Source organism: Cupriavidus sp. KB_39, assembly GCF_052114485.1.
Lineage (GTDB): Bacteria > Pseudomonadota > Gammaproteobacteria > Burkholderiales > Burkholderiaceae > Cupriavidus.
Genome location: NZ_JBFREV010000023.1, coordinates 31,797 through 55,538 on the forward strand (window position 1 = coordinate 31,797; position 23,742 = coordinate 55,538).

Here is a 23,742-nt window from a genome sequence, read left to right on the forward strand (position 1 = left end):
TGGGCTATGCTTGGCATGGACTCTGGAGACATGCCATGCCCAACCCGATTTCCGGGCGCGCCGTCCGCGTCGCCCTCCTTGCCGCCCTGGCCGCCGTGGTCCTCGGCGGCTGCGCCACGCTCCAGCCGGTGCAGACCGCCCAGTCGATGCTCGGCAGCCCGCAAAGCTCGGTACGCGAGACATTCGGCAACCCGACCGAGACCTACCAACTGGCCGACGGCACCCAGCGCTGGATCTATTCCAAGCAGCCCTACGGCTTCGAGGTCTACGCGGCCGACTTCGACGCCGCCGGCAAGCTGGCCGGCTTCCGCCAGACCCTGACCGAGAAGGAGATCTACGAGGCGCGCCCCGGGATCTGGACCAAGCGCGACATCGCCGAGCGCTTCGGCCTCCCGCGCGAGCCGGTGCAGTACTTCGCCCTGATGAAGCGCGAGGCATGGAGCTATCGGATGTACATGGCCGGCAACCTGCCGGCGCACTTCAGCGTCTATTTCGATGACGCCGGCGTGCTGGACCGCACCATGATCATCATGGACTCGCGCGGCGGGGACCGCAGCCGCTCCAAGTAAGTGAGGGCGATGGGGTGGCGCCCCGGCTAGCCCCTATAATGGGGCGCCTCCGCCATGTCGGGCGCGGCGGCTATTATCAGGTTCCCCGCCGTTCTCATGCCCTCGTACCCTCTTGTCCTTTGCCTGACCATAGCCGTGGTGTGCAGCGTGGGCATGGTTATCGCCACCTGGCCGCGCCGCGACGATCCCACGATCAAGGCTTTCCTCGTGCTGGCCGGCGGCGTGGCCATCTGGAGCGGCGGCCGGCTGCTCGAAGTCAGCTCGACCGATCTGGACGGGCGCATCTTCTGGGCCAAGGCCCAGTACGCGGGCATCGTGATGGTGCCCATCGGCTGGCTGGTGGCGATGATCCACCTGAGCCGGCCGCGCTACGTGGTGCCGTGGTCGCGCCTGTGGCTGCCGGTGCTGGCCGCCGTGGCGTCGGTGGTGMTGGTGCTGACCAACGAGCGGCATCACCTGATCTGGACGCGCATCGACATGATGCCGGCCGGCGTCTCGCCGGGCGCGATCTTCCACCATGGCCCCGGCTACGTGGTGGTGGCGGCGTGGACCTACTTCATGCTGCTGCTAAGCCTGGTTTTCCTGCTCACGGCCGAGGTGCCCAATGCGGCGCTGACCCGGCGGGGCCGGGCCATCGTGGCCAGCAGCCTCACCTTGCCGCTGCTCACCCACATGGCCTACCTGCAGCGCTGGACCAGCCCGCTCGGCGGCGACCTGACCCCGGCCACGTTTTCCCTGATGACGGTGGTGGTCTGGATCTGTGCGCTGCGTACCCATCTGGACGACATCGGCCACTACGCGCGGCTGCGCGTGTTCGACACGATTGGCGACGGCTGCGTGATCGTCGACGCGAAGGGGCGGCTCGTCGAGTTCAACCCGGCCGCCCTGCGGCTGGTGCCCGACCTGCGCCGGGGGCAGCCGATGCCGGCCGTATGGGACGAGGCGCTGCGCCAGCCGCGCGAGGCGGGGGCCGACGTCGGCGCCATCCCCTACATTCCCCAGGGCGCGCACTACGAGGTGACGGCGGAGCCGGTGATGCGGCTGGACGGCAAGCGCATCGGCACGCTGGTCTTCATGCGCGACATCAGCCGCTACCAGTCGCGCGAACTGGCGCTGACGGCCCAGCTCGGCCAGACCGAGGCGAAGCTCTCGCGCGTGGAGGCGGACCTCGACATCGACGCGCTGACCGGCATCCCCAACCGGCGTTTCTTCCAGCGCGAGTCGCTGCTGGCCGTGACCCGGGCCTWCGAGGCGGGCGAGCCGATCGGGCTGCTGATTCTCGATGTGGACCTCTTCAAGCAATACAACGACCTGTACGGCCACCCCTGCGGCGACGATTGCCTGCGCCGGGTGGCGACCGCGCTGACCAGCGTGCTGGTGGGCGAGCAGTTCTGCGCGCGGCTGGGCGGCGAGGAATTCGCGGTGGTGCTGCCGGACGCCTCGCAGGACGAGACGCGCAACGTGGCGCGCCGCATGGTGGCGGCGGTGCGCGACCTGGAGATCCCGCACAACGGCACGCCAGTGCAGCCCTTCGTCACGATTAGCGTGGGCGCGGCCTGTACGGTGCCGGACGCGCCACGGCTGGAGCCGCTGCTGCACCGCGCGGACAGCGCGATGTACCAGGCCAAGCGCGCCGGGCGCAATCGCTTCGTCCAGGACGGGAAGATCTACATGGGCCTGCAGGCATAGTGGCACGCGCMGGGGCTTGCAAAATCCGCAAGCTCCTGTAGAATGCGCCGCTCACCTTGCCCAGGTGGCGGAATTGGTAGACGCACTAGGTTCAGGTCCTAGCGGTGGCAACACTGTGGAGGTTCGAGTCCTCTCCTGGGCACCAAGATTGAAGAAAAAGGCCCCGCGCAAGCGGGGCCTTTTTCGTTGGCGCGATGGTTGYCGCCCCTCTCCCTCAGGGAGAGGGGCGGGGGAGAGGGCTGGCGGTTCAGGCAGCGATATCGCGTCCGGTCACGCCGGCCCTCTCCCCCAACCCCTCTCCCGCAAGCGGGAGAGGGGAGAAAGCACGCGGTACCGCCGCCWGCCGGATGACATCGCCCACCATCTCGGCCGTCACCGCCGACAACGTCCACCCCAGATGCCCGTGGCCCGTGTTGTAGAACACGTTGGCCTGCCGTCCGCGCCCCACGCGCGGCATCATGTTCGGCATCATCGGCCGCAGCCCTGCCCACGGCACCACGCTGCGCGTGCTCACGCCGGGGAAGCAGGTGTTGACCCAGTCGATCAGGGGCCGGATGCGGTCCGCGCGGATGTCGCGGTCGATGCCGTTGAACTCGGCCGTGCCGGCCACGCGGAAACGGTCCACGCCGAGCCGGCTGGTCACGAGCTTGGTCTCGTCGTCGAGCAGGCTGACCGTGGGCGCCGCAGCCTGGCTGGCGGCGTCGGGCAAGTTCACCGTGATCGAATAGCCCTTCACCGGGTAGATGTTCACGCGGTCRCCCAGTTGCGTGGCGAACTGCCGGCTGGCCACGCCGGCGCAGACCACTACGGCGTCGAAGGTTGTCGAACTTGTCTGATTACCGTCGCGGACGGTGATGGTGGCCGTGCGGCCGTCCGAGTTGACCGACTGCACGTCCTGGCTGTAGCGCGTGACCACGCCCAGCCGCTGGGCCGCCGCGGCCAGGCCGGAGGTGAACTTGTGGATGTCGCCGGTGGCGTCGCTCTCGGTGTAGTAGCCGCCGTAGTACTGGCCGGCCAGCGTCGGCTCGATCGCACGCATTTCCTCGGGYGTGACCGCGCGGCGCGGCAGGCCGCCYTCGGCCARCAGCSTGGAGACCTCGCCGGCATGGTCGAAGCCGGCCTTGTCCCGGTAGATATGGAGGATGCCCTGCCGCTTGAGATCGAAGTCGATGCCTTCCGCCTCGGCCCAGCCGAACAGGTGCGCGCGGGCGGCGATGGCCAGGCGGGCGGTCTCGATCGTGTTGGCCCGGTAGTGCGGCATGGCGGCGATGAACGCGGCGAACCAGCTCAGCTTGTGCCAGGTGGGGCGGGGGTTCACGAGCAGCGGCGCGTCGTTGCGGAGCATCCACTTGATGCCCTTGACCAGCGTGGAGCGGTGGGTCCAGACCTCGGCGTTCGACGCGGAGAGCTGGCCGCCATTGGCGAACGAGGTTTCCATGGCGGCGTAGCGATGGCGCTCGAGCAGTGTGACCGCGAAACCACGTTTGGCGAGGGCGTAAGCGGTCGTCACGCCGGTGATGCCACCGCCGATGACAGCGATTGTCTTCATGTTGTCAGGTCTTCCAGGACGTCGTGGATGGGGGGTACGTGGCGCACCATGCGCGACGCACGCCCCCTCTGTCCTTGACCTGAGAGATTCACGATGCGCGCGGGCGCATCGCTTGCTCCTTCGGTACCGTCGGCTGACGCGAGCCGGGGTTCTTCAGAGTGCAATGGCGTTACCGGTCCTTTGGCCTGAGAGTTTCCGGGGCGGTTGCTCCTTCGGCGCCGGCCTGCCGGGCGGCAGGCACAGTCTCTCCCGATAACGCGGGTAAAACGGGTATGGCGGGTGAWGCGGTATGACGRGGCTACTATGCCACGGGCGGCGCCGGCGCGGCAACCCCAGGTTAGTCGAGGTCGCGCGGCTTGCGGCCGGTGATCATCGCCCCGACCAGGTTTTCCTTGCCGGCCACGCTGGTAACGATGGCCACCAGCGCGTGCACCACCACCAGCCCGAGCAGCGTGTTGGAGAGCCAGCGATGGATGTCGATGGGCCAGTCCTCGCCCCAGAACGCGTCGAGGCGGGAGAGCCAGCCGGTAACGGCGAGCAGCAGGATCAGGGTCCACATCGCCAGCATCATCACCGCGCCGAGCGGGGTGTGGCTGATGAAGCGCGGCGTGCGGCGCCGGGCCATGGCCCGGGCATGGGCCAGCACGCCGGCGGGGCGCGGCAGCCAGGCGCGGAAGCGCGCGTGTTCGCTGCCGATGAAGCCCCAGAGAATGCGAAACAGCACAAGTCCGGCGGCCACGTAGCCCAGCACGCGGTGCATCTGGTCGCCGGAATCGTCGATGAGGTCGTAGCAGACGATGGCCGCCACGCTCCAGTGCGTGAGCCGCACCACCACGTCCCAGACGCGGAGCGTGGTGGTATTGCGCAGCTGGCCGGCCGGCACCGACATGCTTACTTCTCGATCTCGGACTTCACGATGTCGAGCGTCTTCGTGTCGAAGTAGATCTCGGCCTTCTTGCCGTCCTTGGTGGTGCCATAGATCTCGTAGCAGTTGCCGTCCACCTTGAACTTCTTGATGTTGTAGCCCTGGGCCGCGATCTTGGCCTTGGCGTCGGCCTCGGGCATCCATTCGGACTTCGGATGCTTGTCGCACTTGGCGCCCGCGAAGGCCCCCGTGGAAAACGCACCGGCGATGAGAAGTACGGCCACTTTCAGCATTGCAGCTCCCGCAAGAAGCCCCATCCGGGGCGGATGCCGGAATCGTACGCGGTAACAAGAACAATTCCCAATCAATGTTTTCCCGCACGATGACCTGCATCAAATGCCGTGCGCGCCGCCCGGCGCGGCGGCTATCGGCGTGAACGTCGGCAGCGGGATTGTCCGGGCTGTGGGACAATTCCGCCTCGCCCACASGGCGTGGGTGACGAAGGTGTCTGCATGAAATCGATCGACTGGAAAGACTGGGAAATCTTCTGCCGCGTGGTGGAAGGGGGCGGCTTCACGCAGGGCGCCGAACTGGCGGAAGTGCCCAAGTCATCGGCCAGCGCGGCGGTTGCCCGGCTGGAAACCCAGCTTGGTGTGCGCCTGTTCGAGCGGACCACGCGGCGCGTGCGCGTGACCCAGCGCGGCCAGCAGCTCTATGACCGCGTGGCGCCCCTGTTTGGCGAGTTGCGCGAGATCAGCGCCGAGGCCGCCTCGGTGAGTGCCGAGGTCAGCGGCACGCTGCGCATCGCCACGCCTTACGAGGTGGGTTCGCAGCACCTGTCCGCCTCGCTCTCCAGGTTACTTAAGCTGCACCCGTCGCTGCATGTGGAACTGGACATGAGCTGGGACCAGCCCGACCTGATTCGCCACGGCTATGACCTCGCCTTCGTCATGACCGACACCAACCTCCACGACAGCTCGTTCGCGAGCAAGCGCGTGGTGCTGATCGAGCGTGCGTTCTATGCGGCGCCCGCGCTGATCCGCGAGCACGGCCTGCCGCGCGCGCCGCAGGACCTGAAGGGCTGGCCGACGCTCGGCAACCTCGACGATGTGCAATGGGAATTCCTGCGCGATGGGGTGGAAACCTTCGCCATGGACGTCTCGCCGCGCATCTCCACGCATAACGCTGAAGTCCGGCTCAAGGCCGCGCTGGATGGGCTGGGCGTGGCGCGCATGTCGCCCCGCTTCGTGCACGAGCATCTGGTGCACGGCCAACTGGTGCGCGTGCTGCCCGGCTATACGTCGTCGCCGCTGAAGGTGTACGTGCTGATGCCCGCGCGCAAGCTGATGCCGCCGAGCGTGCGGGCCTTCCTCACTGTGCTCGAGGAAACGCTGGGCGTGCCGGAGACCCGGCGCCCGGCACCGCGCGCCAAGGCGCTGGGGGGCACGGATGGATCGGACAGCGCCGACATCGCCGATACCCCGGACGGTGACGGCGGCGCGGTGGTGATCGGGCTCGACTGAGTTTCCAGGCGAGCCGGTCGGTCAGTAGGGCTGGTCGCCGGGACGGATGTCGAAGCCGAGCGTGTCGGCGATCTCGAGTATCTCTTCGTCGTCTTCGCTGCGCGTGATCCAGCCGCCGTAGGCGTCGCCGCCGGTATCCCAGTTCCAGAGCGTGTAGCCGGCCATGCGTAGCTGCGTGGCGACGATCTCCATCAGCTCGGGCACGCTCGTGCCCTCCAGGAAGTCTTCGTCCTCGGTGTCCTCGGTGCCCCAGTCCACCTCGAGGTCGATCCGCTCGCAAAGCTGGTTCAGGCAGCCGATAAAGGACTCGGCGTCTTTCCAGTCGACATAAAAGCCGGATTCCCAATCGATGATGTCCTTGACCTGCCACAGCAGGCCGGCGGCATCGATCTCGTCTTCCTCGGCGTCTTCCAGCGCTTCCTCGAACAGCGAAAACTGCCGGCTGGTCTGGGCGCTGTCGCCGAGGTTAATCAGCGCGAATAGCCGGCTGATGGCGTCTTGCGCGTCGTCGTCCAGTTCAATTGCCATCTGCTCCTCCTCTGGCTTCGGTATTCATATCCGTCAGGCTGCCACGTTCACGATTTCGCGCTGGCCGCGAGGCGTCACGCGCAGGGCGCGCGACGTGTCCGTACGCTCGATCCATCCGCGTGCCAGCAGGCTGTCGAGCAGCGCCGCGCCGAGCGCCCCGCCCAGATGGGGCTTGCGTTCGCTCCAGTCCGGGCAGGTGCAGGCGAACTGCCGGCGCTTGCGGCGGGTGGCGCCCAGGTCGATGCCAAGCTGCCCCATCGCCTCCGCGCCGGGGGCGCTGAGGTCGACGGCGCTGCCCGACACGATCAGCCAGCCCGCTTCGGACATTCGTTCGAAAAGACCCACCGCAAGTTCCCCAGCCAGATGGTCATAACAGGTGCGAGCCTGTCGCAGCGCCGGCGGCGCCGTGCGGGAGACCGGCACGGCACGCACGCGCGGCGGCTGGCTGGCCAGCGACGCCGACGCAAGCGCCTCGATGGCCACACCAATTTCCGGCGTGGCCAGCCGGTAATAGCGATTGCGCCCACGCGTCTCCACGGCGAGCAGGCCGCCTTCGGACATGCGGGCGAGATGGCCGCTGGTGGACGAGGCCGACAGCCCGGCAATCATCGCCAGTTCGCCGGCCGGCCGCGCGCTGCCATCCATCAACGCCCACAACATGGCCGCACGGCCGGGGTCGGCCAGCAGCCCAGCAAGCTGGCTGATGCCAGGAGCGTATTCCATAGTTCAGTGCGGAGTGAAACGACGGATGAAGTATAGAGCGAGATGCGTACAACCATATAGTGGACAAACGCAACGATATAAAATACTATGTCCACAAATATCCAGGCAGTTCTAATAAAGGAGACATGATGTTGCGCCTGATGATGTACTCGCTGTGGACGGCTGCCCTGTTGACGGTCAGCCCTGCGCAGGCGGCCTATCCGGACCGGCCGATCGTTCTGGTGGTGCCGTTCGCGGCCGGCGGGCCGGCTGACGTGATGGCGCGCACGCTCGCCAAGTCMATGACCACGCGGATCGGGCAGACGATCGTCGTGGAGAACCGGCCCGGCGCCGGGGGGCTCGTGGGTATCTCGGGCGTGACGCGTGCCACGGCAGACGGCTATACGCTGGGCATGGCCGGTACGGGCGCGATGGTCTACGCACCGTTCATTTCTCCCAAGATGCCATTCGACCCGCTCAAGGACGTGGCCTACCTGAGCACGATGGTCTCCACCCCGAACCTGCTGGTGGTCAATGCCAGCTCTCCCTTCAAATCGGTCGCGGATCTGCAGGCAGCGGCCAAGCGCGAGCCGGAGAAGTTCACCGTTGCGTCTGCGGGCGTGGGTAGCAGCACGCACGTGGTTGGCGCGCTATTCCAGCGCGAAGCGGGCATCCGCCTGCGCCACGTGCCATACAAGGGCGGCGCGCCCGCCGTGCAGGACCTGATGGGCGGACAGGTGGACATGTTCATCGCCGAAGTCCCGGCGGTCGCGCACCTGATCAAGGGCGGCAAGCTTCGCGCGCTGATGGTGACGGACACCAAGCGGCTCGCGGCGCTTCCCGATGTGCCCACGGCGGCCGAAGCCGGCTTGCCGAAGGTGCTTGCCGCAGGGGCGTACGGCATCGTCGCGCCACGTGGCCTGCCCGACGATGTGTCCCGCAAGATCGTCGATGCCGTCACCGCCGCATTGCGTACCCCCGACCTCATCGAGAAGTTTGCCGAGCAGGGCGGTATCGCACAGTCCAGCACCCCCGACGCCTACCGCGCGCTGATCAAGTCCGAGCAGGGGCGATGGGGGCCGGTGATCAAGGCAGCAGGCATCACCGCGGAGTAACCGCTTTTGCAGAGGAATCAACAGATGAGCATCAAGACGCGAATCACCGAATTGCTTGGGATCCGCTACCCCATCATCCAGGCGGGCATGAGCTGGGCGTCGTCGAGTTCTCCGCTCGTCGGGGCGGTGTCGAAGGCCGGCGGCCTGGGCGTGATCGCGGCTGGCCCGATGCGGCCCGACGACCTGCGCCGTGCGATTCGCGAAGTGCGCGAGATCACCGATGCGCCGTTCGCGGTCAACGTCGCCCTGTACAACAAACGGGCGGCCGAGCATCTGCAGATCGTGCTGGACGAAGGCGTGCCGATCCTCATCGCGTCACAAGGCAGTCCGCGCGAACACATCGACCGCTTCAAGGCCGCCGGGGTCAAGTGGCTACACGTGGTGGCGCATCCCGACCATGCGCGCAAGGCGGCGTCCGCCGGCGTCGATGGGCTGGTCGTGGTGGGCGGCGAGGCGGGTGGACATCCGCCGCCCAGCGGTACGAGCACGCTGGTGCTGGTGCGATTGATTGCGCGTGCCGTTGACTTGCCGATCGTGGCCGGCGGCGGGATTGCCGATGGCGCGGGCGTTGCGGCCATGCTTTGCCTCGGCGCGGATGCCGTGCAGATGGGCACCCGCTTCCTCCTGACCCCCGAGGCCTCGCTGCACGACGCCTACAAGGAGAAGGTGCTGGCGGCCGGGGTGGGCGATACCACGCTCGTGGGCTGGCGTGGCCTGCCGATTCGTGCGGTGCGCAATGCGTTCACCGACGAGTACGAGGCGGCGGAACGGGCAGGTCAGCCGCGCGAGGCGCTCGAGGCGCTGTTCGGCAGCCGGTCGCTCAAGATGGCCGCCCTGGATGGCGATGTCGAGCAGGGCAAGGTCGAGGCGGGCCAGAGCGCCGCGCTGATCGATGGGCTAGTGCCCGCCGGCGTGTTGGTCGAACGCATTGCGGCAGAGACGCGCGAAGCGATGGCGCGTATGGCAAATCAATGGAAGTAGAGAGGTGGGGACATGAGCGAACTGCAGATTGAGGATGTCGGCCAGGTGCGCGTGCTGCGCATGAACCGCCCGGAAAAGCGCAACGCGCTGAACAATGCCCTGACGCGTGGGCTGGTGGAGGCGTTGGCGGCGGCCGAAGCCGATGATGCCGTGCACGTCGTCGTGCTCACGGGCAATGGCTCGGCCTTCTGCGCCGGTGCCGACATCGGCGAGTTCAAGGACCTGACCTCGGACCAGATGTCGCGCGTGGAAGAGCGCGCCGCGCTGACGATGCAGTTGCATCTCAGCGTCTCGCGGATGAGCAAGCCGGTGATTGCCGCCATCAACGGCTTCGCGATGGGCGGTGGTGCAGGGCTGGCCATTGCATGCGATCTGGCCCTCGCCGCGCGCTCGGCCCGCATCGGCTATCCGGAAGTGAAGCATGGCATCGTGGCCGCGATCGTCCTGCCCAATCTGACGCGGCAGATTGGCCGCAAGGCGGCATTTCACCTCGTGGCCACCGGCGAATCGATCGATGCGGAGCGCGCTGTCGCGCTGGGCATGGTCAACGCCGTGCATGACGACCACCTGCTGATGGAGGAGACCATGGCGCTGGCCAGTCGTCTGGCAGAGGTCAGTCGTGCGGCCATGGCCACCACCAAGCAGACGTTCCACCGCGTGGTGGACCTGCCGCTGGAAGCGGGTCTGGAGGTCGGGCGCGAAGCCAACAAGCGCATGCGCAGCTTTGTGCGGACGGAGCGGTAGCGCGCCATGAACAAGCCACTCGAACACATCACGATTCTCGACCTCTCGCGGGTGCTGGCCTGCCCGTTCGCCTCGATGATCCTTGCGGAACTCGGTGCCACGGTGATCAAGGTCGAGCAGCCCGGCGCCGGTGACGAGACCCGCAGTTTCGAACCGCAGGTGGAGGCCGAGGGGGGGAGCGAAAGCGCCTACTTCATGGCGTTCAATCGGAGCAAGCAGTCGATCACGRTCAACCTGCGCAATGAGGCGGGGCAACAGATCGTGCGGGATCTGGCGGCCAAGGTCGATGTGGTGATCGAGAACTTCCCGGTCGGCACGCTCAAGCGCTATGGACTCGGCCCCGAGACGCTGCGCGAGATCAATCCGAAGCTGGTCTATCTTTCCTGTACCGGGTTCGGGCAGACCGGCCCCTACGCCGCGCGCAAGGGCTACGACACCGTGTTCCAGGCGATGGGCGGGCTGATGAGCCTGACCGGCGAGCGCGGCGGTGGGCCCGTGAAGCCCGGCTTGCCGATGGCAGACCTGACGTCCGGCCTGTGGGCCGCCATCGCCGTGCTCTCGGCGCTGCAAGGCCGCAGTGCGTCAGGGCAGGGCTGTCACATCGATCTTTCGATGTTCGACGCACAGGTCAGCCTGCTCACGCTGGCGGCGGCGCGTTGGTTCACGCTGCACGAAGTGCCGCCGCGCATGGGCACGGAGCACCCCGGCCGCGTGCCATCGGCGAGTTTCCAGGCTGCGTGCGGCCGCTGGCTCCATATTACGGCGAGCGACCAGCACTGGGTGCCGCTCTGCCAGGTGCTGAAACTCGAGACATGGGGCGCCGATCCGGAACTCCAGACGAACGCCGGCCGCGTGCGCCGGCGCGATGAAGTGATGCAGCGGCTGACCGAGGCCATCGCGGCGTGTGAGGGTGCCGCGCTGTGCGAGGCCATGGACAACGCGGGTGTGCCCGCCGGCCCGATCAAGTCGGTGGATGAAGTCCTGTCCGATCCCCATGTGCAAGCGCGGGGCATGGTGGCGGAATTCGATCATCCTGTCATCGGCACGTTTCAGGCGCTGCCAGTGCCGCTGCGCTTCGACGGCTGGGACAACCCCGAGGTGGGACGGCCCCCGCTGCTTGGCGAGCATACGGGCGACGTGCTGCGCGACTGGCTGGGCATGGACGCCGAACGCGTGAAGGCCCTGCGCGAAGCCAAGGCCATCTAAGGTGTAGCCARACCGAGGCGTATCGAGATAACCATGACTGAATCGAACGAAACGGGCACAGCCCCCGCCGTGCTCTACGCGGTGGAAGGCGGCGTTGCCACCATCACGCTGAACCGGCCGGATAGCCGCAATGCGCTGAACCTGGCCATGTGCGAGGGGTTGCAGGCYGCCGCCACGGCGGCTGCCGCCGATCCGGACGTGCGCGTGGTGCTGGTGCGCGCTGCCGGTCCGGCGTTCTGCGCCGGCGCCGACCTCAAGGAGCGCAAGACGATGGATGAAGCGCAGGTGCTGGCCCGCCGCATGCGTGGATTCTTTGCCTACGACGCGCTGGAACGCCTGCCGATGCCAGTGATCGCGGTGGTAGCCGGYTCGGCGGCCGGTTCTGGCGTGGAGATTGCTGCSGCCTGCGACCTTGCAGTTGCCACGCCCGACGCTACGTTCTGGACGCCTGAGGCGCAGTGGGGCACCGTGGGTGCAACCCAGCGACTGGCGCGSATCGTCGGCAAGCGGCTGGCCAAGGACATGATGTTCACCGGACGACGCCTGACGGCGGCGGAAGCGCAGGACGTCGGCCTCGTCACGCGCGTTGTCGCGCCTGAGAGCCTGGACGCCGAAGTGGCCGCCATGGCGGCAAGCATCGCCAAGGCACCGCCGCTGGGCATGCGCCTGGCCAAACGCTGCATCGATCGCGGCATCGAGCTGGGCCCGCGCGGTGCGCTGGCGGAAGAACTTCTGGCAATCGAAGAGAACCTGGCCCGCTCCGACTGGCGGGCGGGAATTGGTGGATTTGGAGGTAGAGCATGACGTGGGAACCTCGCACATTGGCAGCAGTGCTGGCGCAGCAGGCCAGCCTGGGTGGGGCGCGGCGCGCGTTGGTCACGCCTGACGGGGCCGCCACGTGGCGCGACCTCGAAGCGCAATCGCGCCGCGTTGCCAAGGCGCTGCTGGCGCGCGGCGTGAAGCGCGGAGAATTCGTCGGCCTGCTGTGCGGTAACGATGTGAATTGGGTGGCGAGCTTCTACGGCGCTGCGCTGATCGGTGCCGTGACCGTGCCGGTCAACACCCGCTTCAAGGCTGCGGAAATCGAGTACTGCCTGCGCCAGTCCGATGTGCGGCTGCTGATCCTGGCGGACCGCTTCCTGAAGATCGATTTCATGGGTTTCCTCCGCGAGGTGGAACCCGCTGTCGACCATGAACTGCCGGGGCAGGCGCTGCCACTGCTCGGCGACGTGGTGGTGGTCGGCAACGATGTGCCGCACGCTGGGATCGGCTGGGAGGCATTTCTCGCCGCCGGCGATGCCCTGAGCGATGAAGCGCTCGCGRAWGCCATGCGCGCCGTGACGCCGGATGACCTGCTGCTGATCCAGTTCACGTCGGGCACCACGGCGTACCCGAAGGGCGTGATGCTCACGCACGACAATATGCTGCGCAACGCCTCGGCTGTCGGGCAGCGGCTTGGCATCGAAGCATCGGATTGCTATTTCAACTGTCGGCCGTTCTTTCATGTGGCCGGCTCCACGCTGTCCCTCCTTTGCGCGCTGTGCGCGGGCGCGAGCATCGCCACCCTGCCGACGTTCGATGCCGGCGCCGCGCTGGCGATGATGGAGCGGGAGCGCTGCACGTTCRTCTCGGGCAATGAGACGTTGTTCCAGATGCTGATCTCCCACCCGTCGTTCGACCGCTCGCGTTTGCATCTGCGCGGTGGATGGGCCGCGGCAGGCGCCGACACGATGCAGCGCATCATCGACGAGATGGGCATCGAGACGATTTGCTGGGCGTATGGGCTGTCGGAGGCGTCGCCCAACGTCGTGATCAATGACTGGCGCGACGATGCAGCGCTGCGCGTGGGTGGGTTCGCGCTCCCGCATGAAGGCGTGGCGGTGCGGATCATCGATGAGGCGTCGGGCGTCGTCTGTGGCGTCGACGAGGTGGGCGAGATCCAGGTCAAGGGCTGGGGCGTCATGCGGGGCTACTACAAGCAGCCCGAGGCGAACGCCAAGGTATTCACCGCGGACGGCTGGCTGCGCACCGGCGATCTTGGGGCGTTGCGCACCGATGGACGCCTGCGGCTGGTCGGCCGGCTCAAGGACGTGTTCCGCGTCGGCGGTGAGAACGTGGCGCCTGCCGAAGTGGAACAGGCCCTGCTGTCCCATCCCGCCGTGGCTTCAGCCCAGGTGGTGGGGGTGCCCGACGCGAGGCTGGGCGAAGTGCCGGCCGCGTTCGTCACGCTCAAGGCCGGCGCGACGCTGGATGCCGAGACGTTGCTCGCATGGGCCAGGCCGCGCATGGCAAATTTCCGTACCCCGCGCTACGCCGCCATCGTGACGGACTTCGAGCGCATCGGCATGACCGCCAGCGGCAAGGTGCAGAAGAACAAGCTGCGCGAGCACGCCATCGCGTTGTTTCACCCGTCGAACCCATGAATCCCGCGTCGGAGACATCCATGACTGCCGAAGTCGTCCTCTGTGAGTGCTTTGCCCGCGAYGGGTTGCAGCATGAGCCCGATTTTGTGYCCACCGAAACCAAGGTGGCCCTCGTCGATCGATTTGCGGCCATCGGCTTTCCCCGCGTGGAGGCCACGTCGTACTCGAATCCGAAGGTCGTGCCGCAGTTTGCGGATGCTACCGAGCTACTGCGTACGCTGCCACGCCGAGAAGGCGTGATGTACAAGGCGACATGCGCTAACGGCCACGCGGTGCAACGCGCGCTCGCGGACCTGGAGGCCGGTTTCGGGGCCACCGAGGTGAGCCTGCTGGTGTCGGCCTCGTCGTCGCACTCGGAGCGCAACCTCAAGCGCAGCCGGGACGATCAGTGGTTGAACATTCGCGCGATGGCAGATGCGGCGCGCGGGCGCTTCCGCATGATCGGCACAATCTCGGTCGCGTTCGGCTGCCCGTTCGAGGGCCATGTCGATCCGCAGGAAGTCCTGCGCGATGTGGGGCGGTTTCGCGATGCCGGTGTCAGGTTCGTGACGCTCGGCGACACGACCGGCATGGCGACGCCCCTAACCGTGCGTGCGTTGTTCCGCGCCATGCGGAAGGCCTTCCCGGACGTTACCCCGATTGCGCATTTCCATGACACACGTGGCACTGGCCTGGTCAACTATGTTGCCGCGCTGGAAGCCGGGGTGACTCACTTCGATTGCGCGATGGGCGGCGTGGGCGGTCATCCCGCCAAGGTACAGTACGGGGGCGGACATACCGGAAACGTGTGCACCGAGGACTGGGTGGCGCTGCTTGACGCGATGGGCGTCCGAACCGGCATCGATCTGGACGGCATGCTGGCGGTTGCGAAGCAATGCGAAGCCGTGCTCGGTCGACCGTTGCACAGCCGGGTGTTGCGTAGCGGCCTGAACCCGCTACGCGCCGTATTACACGCCGCCTGAGCCACCCACGAGCCGGTTGAGGCGCGATACCAGCGAGCGGATTTCGGCGAGATCGAGGTCGGCGCCGCCACCCTGTTCCGTGGCGGCGTCAGCCGCCGGCGCCGGGGTCTCCGCTTCGTCGATGGTCTCTCCCGCAGCGGCCCGCCGCTCTTCGTCCAGCACGTCGCGCGCGCTGGTGGTGAGCATCGACAGCATTTCCATCAACTGTTTGCGCTGCTCGGCGCTGAGCGGACTCAGCAGCCGCTCGTTACGCGCGTTGGCGTCAACGATCACCTTTCGGTAGAGCGCATCGCCGGCCTTGGTCAGGCTCAGCAGCACCGCGCGGGCATCGGTATCGCTACGCTCGCTGACGATCAGTCCGCGCTCGATTAGACCCGATACGGTGCGGCTGGCATAGCTCTTGTCCAATGCGGCGCGTCGTGCGAGCTCCTTCAAGGAAAGCGGTGCGTGCGCGCCGAGCATGCCAATCGATCGCCATTCCAGCAGTGTCAGCCCGAACTTGCGCTGCACGCGCAACGATGCGCTCGCGGCGGAGAGGCCTGCCAGGTTGTGCAGACGTGAGGAAAGCAGGTCGGTAATGATCCGCGGCGCGGCACCGGCGTTGCGTTTCGTTGCGCTCATTGGCGAAGGCTCCCGTTAGTTGAATCTGTCAACGATTCTAACTGCATTGTCCACGGCAAGCGACAGATTGCCACGCCCATATAGTTGACGATGTCCATCATGTAATTTACATTGGAAACCAATTCAAGGGCGGTAAAACAAGAGGAGGAGACGGAATGGACGGCAAGGGAGCCATGACAAAGGCCAGCACGACGGGTGGGCTGACGTCATGAAGAAGATTTCCACATTTGGCATCATGCTGACGGTTGCGGGCGCCGCGCATGCTCAGACATCGGTCACGCTATACGGACTGATCGATACGGCGATTGCCTATCAATCGCATCAGGTGGCTGCGACGAACGCGGCGGGGCGCGCCACGGGCAGTGGCGGCGCTGTGGGCGTCGTGCCGGGCTTCTTCAACGGATCGCGTTGGGGGATTCTGGGCAGCGAGGACCTTGGGGGCGGTACTTCTGCGGTCTTCAGGCTGGAGTCGGGGTTTAGCCCGGATGCCGGGGTGTCGCTGCAGGGCGGGCGGTTGTTCGGCCGTCAGGCCTGGGTCGGGCTCAATGCAGACTACGGGCAGATCACGCTCGGCCGCCAGTACAGCGTGCCGTTCGATATCCTGCTCCCGTTCGACACCATTGGCTGGGGCAATACCGGCGCGAGCGACGTCTGGGTGCAGTTGCTGGAAGGCTCGCGGCTCGACAACTCGCTCAAATATCAGCAGGTCGTGGGACCGCTGAAGGTGGAGGCGGCCTACTCGGCTGGCGAACTTGCAGGCGGTGCATCGGCGGGTTCGACCTATGCGGCGGGCGTGGGCTATACCCGCGGGCCGCTCGGTCTGGGTCTGGTGGGCCAGCAGGCGCGAGATCCCGCCAGGAACAAGCAGACCAACGCCGGCGTTGGCGCGTCATACGTGATGGGTCCCGTTACGCTCCACAGCTACTACCTTTACACGCGGCGGGATGCAGCGTTCGCCCCATCCGCCAGCCAGGACTTCGCGCCGACCTACGGCACCAATGCGCAGTTCTACGCCAACCCGGGTATCACCAACATCGGCACTGGCACGGCCGCAAGAACGGACCACGTGTTCCAGTTCGGCACCACGTACCAGGTCACGCAAGCCGTGGTCGTGAAGGCGGCCGCAATCTACGATRCCGCCAACAACGTCAACGCGGCGGGAGGGAGCGGCCACAAGCTGTCCGCATTCCTCGTTGGCGACTACTTCTTCTCCAAACGGACCGACACCTACCTCGCGGCGACCTACAACAAGGTCAGCGCGAGCATGAACGGCCCGTACGGCGGACATGACGACAGCGTTGGGGTGTTTCTCGGCATGCGTCATCGGTTCTGATCCGATAATCGCAGAACCATGCAGTACTCACGGCGCCATCGATTGGCGCCGTTTTTTATCCCGTCAAGCCGRGAAGAGCAGGAGGCATGCAGGCGTAAGAACTGGGATCGAAGCAGCAGGGAACAGGCATCCTGCATYGCCSGGCAACTGTCAGGACATTGCTTCGGTTTCCTCGGTCACCGTGCTTTCGGCGATCGCGTTATCGGCTTCGGCGCCCATGTCGCCCAGGCCGAYGACGATCGTGATATTGGGCATCCAGTCCTTGCGGTCGGTGCTGGCGTCCGCAAACGTGGTAACCATTGCGGTGTAGCCCTGTGCCCGGAGGTCGTCGGCCAGCCGTTGCGCGCGTGGTTCCACCACTGCCTGCGGATTGTCTTCGTTGATATCGAGTACCAGAGTGGTCTCGAATTCTTCCTTGCCCTTCTGGATCGCTGCCTGCATAGCCTTGAGTTGCTTGTTCGCGAGCGCGACGAGCTTGCTGTACCTGGATTCTTCCTGGCTGGCGCGCAGTGTCTTGGCGGCGTTGATGATTTCGGTGCGGTCCACGAACATGATTGCCTTTCGATGTGGGGGGAAAGCGGAGACGACGCTCGGGCTGGGCTTGGGCGGCCAGTTTTCCGGGATGTCGTGACTACTGTATAAATATACAGTGCCAGATGGCTCGCCCGCAAGTGGTAGACGCGCATCATCTCGTTTTCAGCCGTGCGAGAATTCGCGCATGCATTCCCACGTCAATCGACTGATGAAGACAACCCATCTATCCCTCGCCGCATTGCTGATCGCCATCGTGTCCGTGGCAGGATGCTCGGACCGCAACGCGTCTTCACAGAAGACGGCAGACACGCCAGCTACGGCCAGCGCACCGCGCACCGATGAATGGCTCGGCAAGTGGACSGGCCCCGAAGGCACGTTACTCGAGCTTGCCGGCGGCCATGGCAAGTACGACGTCACCGTGCAGAACCTCGATGGCCCGCGCCAGTTCGAGGGCCGGTATGCCGACGGCGCGATCGAATTCGAGCGCGACGGGACCAAGGAGGTCATTCGCGCCACCAACGGCGCCGAGACCGGTATGAAATGGCTCGCCGGGAAGAAGAACTGTCTGACGGTTCGCCAGGGCGAAGGCTACTGCAGGGATTGACCGGACGGCCGCTCGTAGTGTTACCTGCGCCGTTCATCACGATGAACGGATCCAAGCCCGGGCGCGGCCACGGCAGTGCCGTGTTCATTCGAGTTTGATGCCGGCTTGCGAGACGATCTCCTTCGCTTTCGTACTGTCGTTCCGCACCAACGCGCCGAATGCCGCGCGGGTTTCCGTTCGCGGTTCCTGGCCCTGGACCACAATGGTGTTGCGCACGTCCGGGTCCTGCAGCACCCTGTTGATCTCCTTGTTGAGGCGTTCCGCAATCGCCGGCGGCAGGTTTGGTGGCGCGAACACGCCGTACCACTCGACCTGATGGAAATTCGGGTAGCCGAGTTCGGCCAGCGCCGGCACGTTTGGCAGGACCTGGCTGCGTTTCTGCGATGTCACGGCGAGCGCGCGCACCTTGCCGGACTGGACAAGGCTGATGGCCGATGCCACCGACGTTCCCGCGAGGTCGACATGCCCGCCCATCAGGTCGGCAATGGCGGGTGACGAGCCCTTGTACGGCACGTGCTGAAGCTTGATGCCCGCCGTGTTCTGCAACATCACCCCGGCCACGTGCGCTACGCTGCCGGTGCCGGATGTCGCGAAGGAAACTGGCTTGCCGCTTGCTTTCGCGGCAGTCGCAAGCTCGGCCCAGGTCTTGTACGGCGACGAAGCGTTGACGAGCAGCACCATCGGCGCTTCCACGGCAAAGGCGATCGGCGTCAGGTCTTTTACCGGGTCGAACGTCAGCTTCATCAACCAGGGCGCCAGCGCGACGTTGGCGGTCTGGCCAATGACCAGCTCATATCCGTCCGGCTGCGCGCGCGCGGCCTCGGCCAACCCAAGGGTGCCGGCCGCGCCCGGGCGGTTTTCGGGCACCACCCGCCACCCAGGGACTTCGGATAGCCTGGCGCTGAGGGTGCGTCCGATAAAGTCTGTGCCACCGCCGGGGGTGGACGGAATCACCATCCGGATGGGCTTCGTGGGTTGCCACTCCTGGGCCGCAACGCCGGGAGCAAAGTTGACGAGCATCGCGCCCGCGAGCACGGCTGGCATCAGGGCATTCTTCATACATTGTCTCCTCGGTCGATGGGGCTTTAGCCCTCGGTGTAGCGAGCTTCTTGCGCGATTGCCTCGTGCAAGCCAACAAAATCGTTGTATTCCTCGAATGGCGTGAGCATGTGGGCGATGGCGCTCACGTCGCCGCCGCTGCGCAGGAACGTTTCCATCATGTCCTTCACGGCCTTGTGCATCGCCAGCAGCGGCTCGACGGGACACAGTGCGAACCCGAAGCCGAGTTCCCCAATCTGTTTCAGCGTGAGACGAGGGCTCTTGCCCGACGTGACCATGTTGAACAACAGCGGCTTGCCAAGCGGCTTGAGCTGGCGGCTGATCTCCCGCATCTGCTCCGTGCTTTCGACCGCATCGGCATAGAGTCCGTCTGCCCCGGCCTCCGCATAGGCGATCAGGCGCGCGATGGCGTCATCCAGGCCATTGACCGCAATGGCGTCGGTCCGCCCGACGATGAAGAAATCGGGATCCTGCCGTGCATCGACCATGGCGCGCAGCTTCTGCACCATCTCGTGACGGCTGATGAGCTGTTTGCCCGCGAAGTGGCCACATTTCTTCGGGAGCGACTGGTCTTCCAGGTGCAGGCAAGAGGCGCCGGCCTCCTCCCAGAGCCGGATGGTGCGCTGCACATCGAGCATGCCGCCATAACCGGTGTCGGCGTCGGCAAAGACGGGGAGGGTGGTGGCACGGCAAACACGGCGGATGTGCTCGAACATGTCGCGCTGGGACAGCGCCCCCATATCCGGTTCGCCAGCCTCGACGCCACACGCGACGAAGCCGCTGACAAACAAYGCYTTGGCGCCGGCCGCTTCGGCCAGTTTCGCGGTAACCGCGTCGTAGGCACCCATGCAGACAAAGGGGTCGCCGGCCTGRAACAAGGCTCGGAAGCGCTGGTTGCGACTCATGGAAAGCTCCGGTGTATAGGGAATGGTAGCGCTATCATAGGAAGAGTTGGTAGCGCTACCATATAAGTGATTTCCCGATAAACCTTGCTGCTACACTGCGAAAGCCGCAAGCGGTCTAACGTCCACTATCTCAATGTCTGCCCCAGTTGACCCAAMGCAGCCCCAGCCRACGGGGCAACTCTCCATGAAGGAGGTGGCACGCCTGGCCGGCGTCTCGCCGATGACCGTCTCGCGTGTCCTCAGCGCGCCGCACCTCGTGAAGCCCGAGACCCTCGAGCAGGTGCAGTCCGTCATCCGCGCGGTGCGTTATGTACCCAATCGCGTGGCCGGCAGCCTGGCTTCGCGGCGCACCAGCCTGGTCGGGTTGATCGTTCCCAGCCTCAGGAACGCGCTGTATGCGGAGACGATCCAGGGCATCTCCGATGTCCTGCAGCGCCACGGCCTGCACCTGATGATTTCGGACAGCGGGTATTCGCTGGAGCGCGAGGAAACGTTGATCTCGGCCTACCTGTCCCAGCGGCCATGTGGCCTCATCCTGCACAACACCACGCATACGGAAGCGGCCCGCCACCTGCTCCAGGATGCCGGCGTGCCCTGCGTGGAAACCGGCAACCTGACGACGCAGCCGATCGATATGGCCGTCAGTTACTCGAATCGGGAAGCGGGGCGGGCCATGGCGAACCATCTGCTATCGCGGGGATATCGCAGGTTTGGATTTGCCAGTCTTCCCATCAGCGATAACGAGCGCTTGCGCGAGCGGCGCGACGGCTTTTTCGACGGACTGCGCGCGGCGGGCATCGAGGTCGATCCGGCGATGGTGCTGGAAGTGGGCGAGGGCCTGGAAAACGGCAGCCATGCACTAGCGGAACTTATGCGCCGGGACACCTCGGTACAGGCCCTGTTCCTGGCCGGTGACGTGCTTGCGGCCGGCGCCATCCTCGAGTGCACGCGCCGAGGTTTGCGCGTGCCGGGGGATATTGCCATCGCGGGGTCGGACGACAACGACCTCATGCAACATATGGTGCCGCCCATCACAACGGTGCGTTTTCCTCGTTATCGCATCGGCGTCCGKAGYGCGGAGCTGATCGTGTCCCGGCAGGAGGACGAGCGCGCGCAACCGATGACGGAAGACCTGGGCTTCGAGGTCGTGCCGCGCGGCAGCACATGATGCGAAATGCATCCCGCAACAGTGCGCCGATGCTAGCCCCACACCCTGGTCAGCGCGTCCAGCGCCGCCACGATCAAGGGCTCGTCCAGGCCGTCTCGACCGAACGCGCCTGTGCGGCGACCGGCCTTGCGCCACGCCAAGTCGTCGTTCATCTATGCATATGTCGTCTCGGGCAGCATTGCGAGCAAGGTGAATGACGAGCCGGAACGTGTGTACAAGGCGGGGGAGAGCTTCTTCGAGACGCCGGGTTCACGTCATCCGGTAAGCCGCAATGCAAGCAAGACAAAGCCCGCGAAGCTGCTGGCTGTGTTCGTCGTCGACTCGGCCGACAAGGAACTGACAGTCAACGACAACTAGGGGCCTGGAATGCCGACGGCAACGAAGTATCCAGGACTGACGAGGCGCCGCAGCTTCAGCTATCCCGCGACACCTCCACCAGGCAGCTCATGGCATTCGGTCCCTGCGTCAGGTCTGATGTGCCGATGTCCAGCGTGAGGGTATTTGCGGCGCCGGCGCGGTCCACGCCATCCGGATCGGGGTCGTACCAGGCGCCGGTGGCCATCACGGCCACGCCGCGCGTGACGCCGTCGCTGATCGCCAGTCCGGCGGAAAGCGCGCCCCGCGCGTTGTGCACGCGCACCCGCATGCCGGGATGCAATCCGCGCGCCGCCGCATCCCCGGGATGGAGCGTAATCCGCTCCGCCCCCGCAATCTTCCCGGCTTGCGCCAGCGGCGCAGGATCGAGCTGGCTGTGCAGCCGATCGGCGGGCTGGACGGAAACGAGATGCAGCGGATACGTGTCGGCCGCCGGGGCGCCAAGCCATTCCACGGGCGGTTGCCAGTTCGGATGYGTGCCGCAATCGTCCGACAGGGTCCCGAGGGTCGGGCTGGCGAGTTCGATGCGGCCGCTCGGCGTGCGCAAGGGATGCGCGGCGGGGTCGTGACGGAAATCGTCGAACAGCACGAAGTCCTCCGTCGGCGGCGGCAGCGCGACGTAGCCGGTGCGCCAGAACTGCTCGAATGCCGGGAGTTCGATGCCGGCCTGCGCTTGGGCGTCCCGGCATCGCGCGTAGATGGCGGCGAGCCAACCCTTCTCGTCGCGGTTCTCGGTGAAGGCTTCGCGGTACCCCAGCCGGTCCGACAGATCGGTAAAGATGTCGAGATCGCTGCGCGCCTGATGCAGCGGCGCAATGGCCTGATGCATCGCCAGCACGTATCGATCGCGCGACGATCCGCCAATGTCCTTGCGCTCGAGCGCCGTGGTGACGGGCAGCACGATGTCCGCATGGCGCGCCGTGGCAGTCCAGCAGATGTCCTGGACGATGACGGTCTGTGGCCGCGCCCACGCCTCRCGCAGCCGCGACAGCTGCTGGTGATGATGAAACGGATTGCCGCCGGCCCAGTGAATCAGCTTCACRTCGGGATAGTGGCGGGTGTCGCCGCGGAAGCGATAGGGGGTGCCCGGATGGAGCAGCATGTCCGAGAGCCGCGCGCAGGGAATGTCCAGCTGGGCCGGGTTGCGCCCGACCGGCATCTCCGGCCCCGGTGTGGCCACGCGCGGATTGCCGACGCCGTTCATSGACCCATGGCCRAAGCCGAAGCCGCCGCCGGGCAGGCCGATCTGGCCGAGCATGGCCGCCAGCGCAATRGCCATCCAGTACGGCTGCTCGCCGCGGTGCTGGCGTTGCACGGCAAAGCTGCAGGTGATGTAGCTACGCTTGCCCGCGAGCTGCGTCGCCAGTTGTTCGATGCGCTCCGCGCGAATGCCAGTGATGGCAGCGGCCCAGGCCGGTGTCTTTGGCGAGCCGTCGCTGTGTCCGAGCAGATAGCCTTCGAGTTCAGCCCAGCCGCTGCAGTGCGTCTGCAGGAACGCCGTGTCGTGCGCATCGGCGCGGCGCAACTCGTAGGCCAGCGCGAGCATCAGCGCAACATCGGTGTTCGGGCGAATCGGAATCCATTCGGCGCCAAGAAAGTCGGGGCAGTCGTCGCGGGTGGGGCTGATGTTGATGACCGTGGCGCCACTGGCAGCCAGCTTGCGCAGCCAGCCTTCCTGCGTGTGCTCGGCCGCGCCGCCGGATGAGACCTGGCCATTCTTGAGCGCCAACCCGCCAAAGGCGATGAAGATCTCGGTGTTCGCGATCAGGCTGGGCCATGCGGTCACGCGGCCGGTCAGCGGGCGGTCAGTGCCAATCACATGCGGCAACAGGAACTGCGCCGTGCCCCAGCTGTAGTTGCCGACCTGATCGACACAGCCGCCGCCGCTGAAATGAAACCGGCGGATCAGTGAACGCGCATGGTGCAGCCGGCCTGCCGACGACCAGCCGTACGATCCACCGAACACGCCGGACGGACCATGGGCGTCGCGGACCCGCGTAATCTCGCTGGCGACGAGATCGAGCGCCACATCCCACGACACTTCGACGAAATCATCGCGTCCGCGTGCGTGGCCATCGGCAGCCTCGCGCTTGTCGAGCCAGCCGCGCCGCACCATCGGCGTGCGAATGCGGGTGGGCGAGTAGACCATCGGCGCGATCGATTCGAGCAACGGCGAGGGGTTGGGATCCGCCGCGAATGGCTCGCAGCGGATCAACCGGCCGTCTTCCACGACTGCCGTGAAGGCGCCCCAATGCGCCAGTTGCGGGTAGCGGCGAATCGTCACGGT

23 protein-coding genes, 1 tRNA gene, 1 pseudogene and 1 riboswitch are annotated in these 23,742 nt (G+C 66.2%); of the genes and pseudogenes, 15 read left to right on the forward strand and 10 right to left on the reverse strand.

From position 1 onward, the window contains the following. Window positions 1-35 precede the first annotated feature (35 nt). From AB4Z27_RS17850 to AB4Z27_RS17860, 3 genes are all read left to right on the forward strand, one after another. On the forward strand, window positions 36-569 hold the full coding sequence (locus AB4Z27_RS17850) for a hypothetical protein (protein ID WP_441644937.1): 534 nt from the start codon (window positions 36-38) through the stop codon (window positions 567-569). A gap of 96 nt (window positions 570-665) precedes the next feature. Next, entirely contained in the window at window positions 666-2,258 is a 1,593-nt protein-coding gene (locus tag AB4Z27_RS17855; protein WP_441644938.1) for a diguanylate cyclase domain-containing protein, read from the forward strand. A gap of 58 nt (window positions 2,259-2,316) precedes the next feature. Next, a tRNA-Leu gene (locus AB4Z27_RS17860) sits at window positions 2,317-2,403 on the forward strand. 102 nt (window positions 2,404-2,505) lie between these two features. Here AB4Z27_RS17860 and AB4Z27_RS17865 read toward each other — a convergent pair. The 3 genes from AB4Z27_RS17865 to AB4Z27_RS17875 all read right to left on the reverse strand — a co-directional run bounded on the left by AB4Z27_RS17865 (window position 2,506) and on the right by AB4Z27_RS17875 (window position 4,965). Beyond that, the gene (locus AB4Z27_RS17865) at window positions 2,506-3,807 is read right to left on the reverse strand and encodes a D-amino acid dehydrogenase (RefSeq protein ID WP_441644939.1); all 1,302 of its coding nucleotides are present in this window, start codon (window positions 3,805-3,807) and stop codon (window positions 2,506-2,508) included. A 163-nt stretch (window positions 3,808-3,970) separates the two neighbouring features. After that, a riboswitch (glycine riboswitch) is annotated at window positions 3,971-4,069 on the reverse strand. Window positions 4,070-4,144: 75 nt separating this feature from the next. Continuing rightward, window positions 4,145-4,696 carry a cytochrome b/b6 domain-containing protein gene (locus AB4Z27_RS17870; protein WP_441644940.1) on the reverse strand — a complete coding sequence of 184 codons (552 nt, stop codon included), beginning with the start codon at window positions 4,694-4,696 and terminating at the stop codon, window positions 4,145-4,147. A gap of 2 nt (window positions 4,697-4,698) precedes the next feature. Beyond that, complete coding sequence (locus AB4Z27_RS17875; protein WP_092293641.1) at window positions 4,699-4,965, reverse strand: PepSY domain-containing protein; 267 nt, start codon at window positions 4,963-4,965, stop codon at window positions 4,699-4,701. Between the two features lie 219 nt (window positions 4,966-5,184). Here AB4Z27_RS17875 and AB4Z27_RS17880 point away from each other — a divergent pair, with 219 nt between their 5' ends. Continuing rightward, the gene (locus AB4Z27_RS17880; protein WP_092293639.1) at window positions 5,185-6,195 is read left to right on the forward strand and encodes a LysR family transcriptional regulator; all 1,011 of its coding nucleotides are present in this window, start codon (window positions 5,185-5,187) and stop codon (window positions 6,193-6,195) included. A 21-nt stretch (window positions 6,196-6,216) separates the two neighbouring features. Here AB4Z27_RS17880 and AB4Z27_RS17885 read toward each other — a convergent pair whose 3' ends face one another. Next, a complete protein-coding gene (locus tag AB4Z27_RS17885) occupies window positions 6,217-6,723 on the reverse strand; it encodes a DUF6630 family protein (protein WP_092293637.1) in 507 nt (168 codons plus the stop codon). Between the two features lie 33 nt (window positions 6,724-6,756). Beyond that, window positions 6,757-7,446, reverse strand: coding sequence for an ArsR/SmtB family transcription factor (locus AB4Z27_RS17890; RefSeq protein ID WP_092293635.1), 690 nt, complete (start codon window positions 7,444-7,446; stop codon window positions 6,757-6,759). Between the two features lie 125 nt (window positions 7,447-7,571). On the opposite strand from AB4Z27_RS17890, the gene AB4Z27_RS17895 reads away from it, so the two are divergent. From AB4Z27_RS17895 to AB4Z27_RS17925, 7 genes are read left to right on the forward strand one after another with little or no spacing between them, the layout of a single operon-like run. Beyond that, window positions 7,572-8,540, forward strand: coding sequence for a Bug family tripartite tricarboxylate transporter substrate binding protein (locus AB4Z27_RS17895; protein WP_092293633.1), 969 nt, complete (start codon window positions 7,572-7,574; stop codon window positions 8,538-8,540). 24 nt (window positions 8,541-8,564) lie between these two features. Continuing rightward, window positions 8,565-9,521, forward strand: a complete 957-nt coding sequence (locus tag AB4Z27_RS17900; RefSeq protein WP_092293630.1) for an NAD(P)H-dependent flavin oxidoreductase — start codon at window positions 8,565-8,567, stop codon at window positions 9,519-9,521. 12 nt (window positions 9,522-9,533) lie between these two features. Next, a complete protein-coding gene (locus tag AB4Z27_RS17905; protein ID WP_092293628.1) occupies window positions 9,534-10,265 on the forward strand; it encodes an enoyl-CoA hydratase/isomerase family protein in 732 nt (243 codons plus the stop codon). 6 nt (window positions 10,266-10,271) lie between these two features. After that, window positions 10,272-11,471 carry a CaiB/BaiF CoA transferase family protein gene (locus AB4Z27_RS17910; RefSeq protein WP_441644941.1) on the forward strand — a complete coding sequence of 400 codons (1,200 nt, stop codon included), beginning with the start codon at window positions 10,272-10,274 and terminating at the stop codon, window positions 11,469-11,471. A gap of 33 nt (window positions 11,472-11,504) precedes the next feature. Further along, window positions 11,505-12,275, forward strand: a complete 771-nt coding sequence (locus AB4Z27_RS17915) for an enoyl-CoA hydratase/isomerase family protein (protein WP_441591322.1) — start codon at window positions 11,505-11,507, stop codon at window positions 12,273-12,275. Beyond that, on the forward strand, window positions 12,272-13,894 hold the full coding sequence (locus AB4Z27_RS17920; protein WP_441644942.1) for an AMP-binding protein: 1,623 nt from the start codon (window positions 12,272-12,274) through the stop codon (window positions 13,892-13,894). Before AB4Z27_RS17915 ends, AB4Z27_RS17920 begins: the two co-directional genes overlap by 4 nt. 20 nt (window positions 13,895-13,914) lie before the next feature. After that, window positions 13,915-14,856, forward strand: a complete 942-nt coding sequence (locus AB4Z27_RS17925; protein ID WP_441644943.1) for a hydroxymethylglutaryl-CoA lyase — start codon at window positions 13,915-13,917, stop codon at window positions 14,854-14,856. Here AB4Z27_RS17925 and AB4Z27_RS17930 read toward each other — a convergent pair. Then, entirely contained in the window at window positions 14,842-15,477 is a 636-nt protein-coding gene (locus AB4Z27_RS17930; RefSeq protein ID WP_092293617.1) for a MarR family winged helix-turn-helix transcriptional regulator, read from the reverse strand. The genes AB4Z27_RS17925 and AB4Z27_RS17930 overlap by 15 nt on opposite strands. 208 nt (window positions 15,478-15,685) lie before the next feature. Here AB4Z27_RS17930 and AB4Z27_RS17935 point away from each other — a divergent pair, with 208 nt between their 5' ends. Further along, entirely contained in the window at window positions 15,686-16,810 is a 1,125-nt protein-coding gene (locus AB4Z27_RS17935; RefSeq protein ID WP_441644944.1) for a porin, read from the forward strand. Between the two features lie 150 nt (window positions 16,811-16,960). On the opposite strand, the gene AB4Z27_RS17940 is transcribed toward AB4Z27_RS17935, so the two are convergent. Further along, the gene (locus AB4Z27_RS17940) at window positions 16,961-17,362 is read right to left on the reverse strand and encodes a hypothetical protein (protein WP_441644945.1); all 402 of its coding nucleotides are present in this window, start codon (window positions 17,360-17,362) and stop codon (window positions 16,961-16,963) included. A gap of 166 nt (window positions 17,363-17,528) precedes the next feature. On the opposite strand from AB4Z27_RS17940, the gene AB4Z27_RS17945 reads away from it, so the two are divergent. Next, entirely contained in the window at window positions 17,529-17,948 is a 420-nt protein-coding gene (locus tag AB4Z27_RS17945; RefSeq protein ID WP_255370773.1) for a hypothetical protein, read from the forward strand. A gap of 84 nt (window positions 17,949-18,032) precedes the next feature. Here AB4Z27_RS17945 and AB4Z27_RS17950 read toward each other — a convergent pair whose 3' ends face one another. Further along, a complete protein-coding gene (locus AB4Z27_RS17950; RefSeq protein ID WP_441644946.1) occupies window positions 18,033-19,007 on the reverse strand; it encodes a Bug family tripartite tricarboxylate transporter substrate binding protein in 975 nt (324 codons plus the stop codon). Between the two features lie 26 nt (window positions 19,008-19,033). Next, complete coding sequence (locus AB4Z27_RS17955) at window positions 19,034-19,912, reverse strand: isocitrate lyase/PEP mutase family protein (RefSeq protein ID WP_441591327.1); 879 nt, start codon at window positions 19,910-19,912, stop codon at window positions 19,034-19,036. Window positions 19,913-20,096: 184 nt separating this feature from the next. On the opposite strand from AB4Z27_RS17955, the gene AB4Z27_RS17960 reads away from it, so the two are divergent. Together AB4Z27_RS17960 and AB4Z27_RS17965 are read left to right on the forward strand one after the other, a co-directional pair. Next, window positions 20,097-21,080 (forward strand): LacI family DNA-binding transcriptional regulator, encoded by a 984-nt coding sequence (locus AB4Z27_RS17960; RefSeq protein WP_441644947.1) that lies wholly within the window; start codon window positions 20,097-20,099, stop codon window positions 21,078-21,080. Window positions 21,081-21,212: 132 nt separating this feature from the next. After that, window positions 21,213-21,437 (forward strand): annotated as a pseudogene (locus tag AB4Z27_RS17965) (cupin domain-containing protein); the annotation flags it as partial. A 55-nt stretch (window positions 21,438-21,492) separates the two neighbouring features. Here the strand turns inward: AB4Z27_RS17965 and AB4Z27_RS17970 are convergent. Beyond that, entirely contained in the window at window positions 21,493-23,739 is a 2,247-nt protein-coding gene (locus tag AB4Z27_RS17970) for a molybdopterin-dependent oxidoreductase (protein WP_441644948.1), read from the reverse strand. Window positions 23,740-23,742 lie beyond the last annotated feature (3 nt).

Bases quoted from the DNA above. Each gene is read 5' to 3' on its own strand.
- AB4Z27_RS17885 (WP_092293637.1), bottom strand. From the start codon at position 6,723: ATGGCAATTGAACTGGACGACGACGCGCAAGACGCCATCAGCCGGCTA.
- AB4Z27_RS17900 (WP_092293630.1), top strand. From the start codon at position 8,565: ATGAGCATCAAGACGCGAATCACCGAATTGCTTGGGATCCGCTACCCC.
- AB4Z27_RS17905 (WP_092293628.1), top strand. From the start codon at position 9,534: ATGAGCGAACTGCAGATTGAGGATGTCGGCCAGGTGCGCGTGCTGCGC.
- AB4Z27_RS17870 (WP_441644940.1), bottom strand. From the start codon at position 4,696: ATGTCGGTGCCGGCCGGCCAGCTGCGCAATACCACCACGCTCCGCGTC.
- AB4Z27_RS17850 (WP_441644937.1), top strand. From the start codon at position 36: ATGCCCAACCCGATTTCCGGGCGCGCCGTCCGCGTCGCCCTCCTTGCC.
- AB4Z27_RS17890 (WP_092293635.1), bottom strand. From the start codon at position 7,446: ATGGAATACGCTCCTGGCATCAGCCAGCTTGCTGGGCTGCTGGCCGAC.
- AB4Z27_RS17950 (WP_441644946.1), bottom strand. From the start codon at position 19,007: ATGAAGAATGCCCTGATGCCAGCCGTGCTCGCGGGCGCGATGCTCGTC.
- AB4Z27_RS17880 (WP_092293639.1), top strand. From the start codon at position 5,185: ATGAAATCGATCGACTGGAAAGACTGGGAAATCTTCTGCCGCGTGGTG.
- AB4Z27_RS17930 (WP_092293617.1), bottom strand. From the start codon at position 15,477: ATGAGCGCAACGAAACGCAACGCCGGTGCCGCGCCGCGGATCATTACC.
- AB4Z27_RS17875 (WP_092293641.1), bottom strand. From the start codon at position 4,965: ATGCTGAAAGTGGCCGTACTTCTCATCGCCGGTGCGTTTTCCACGGGG.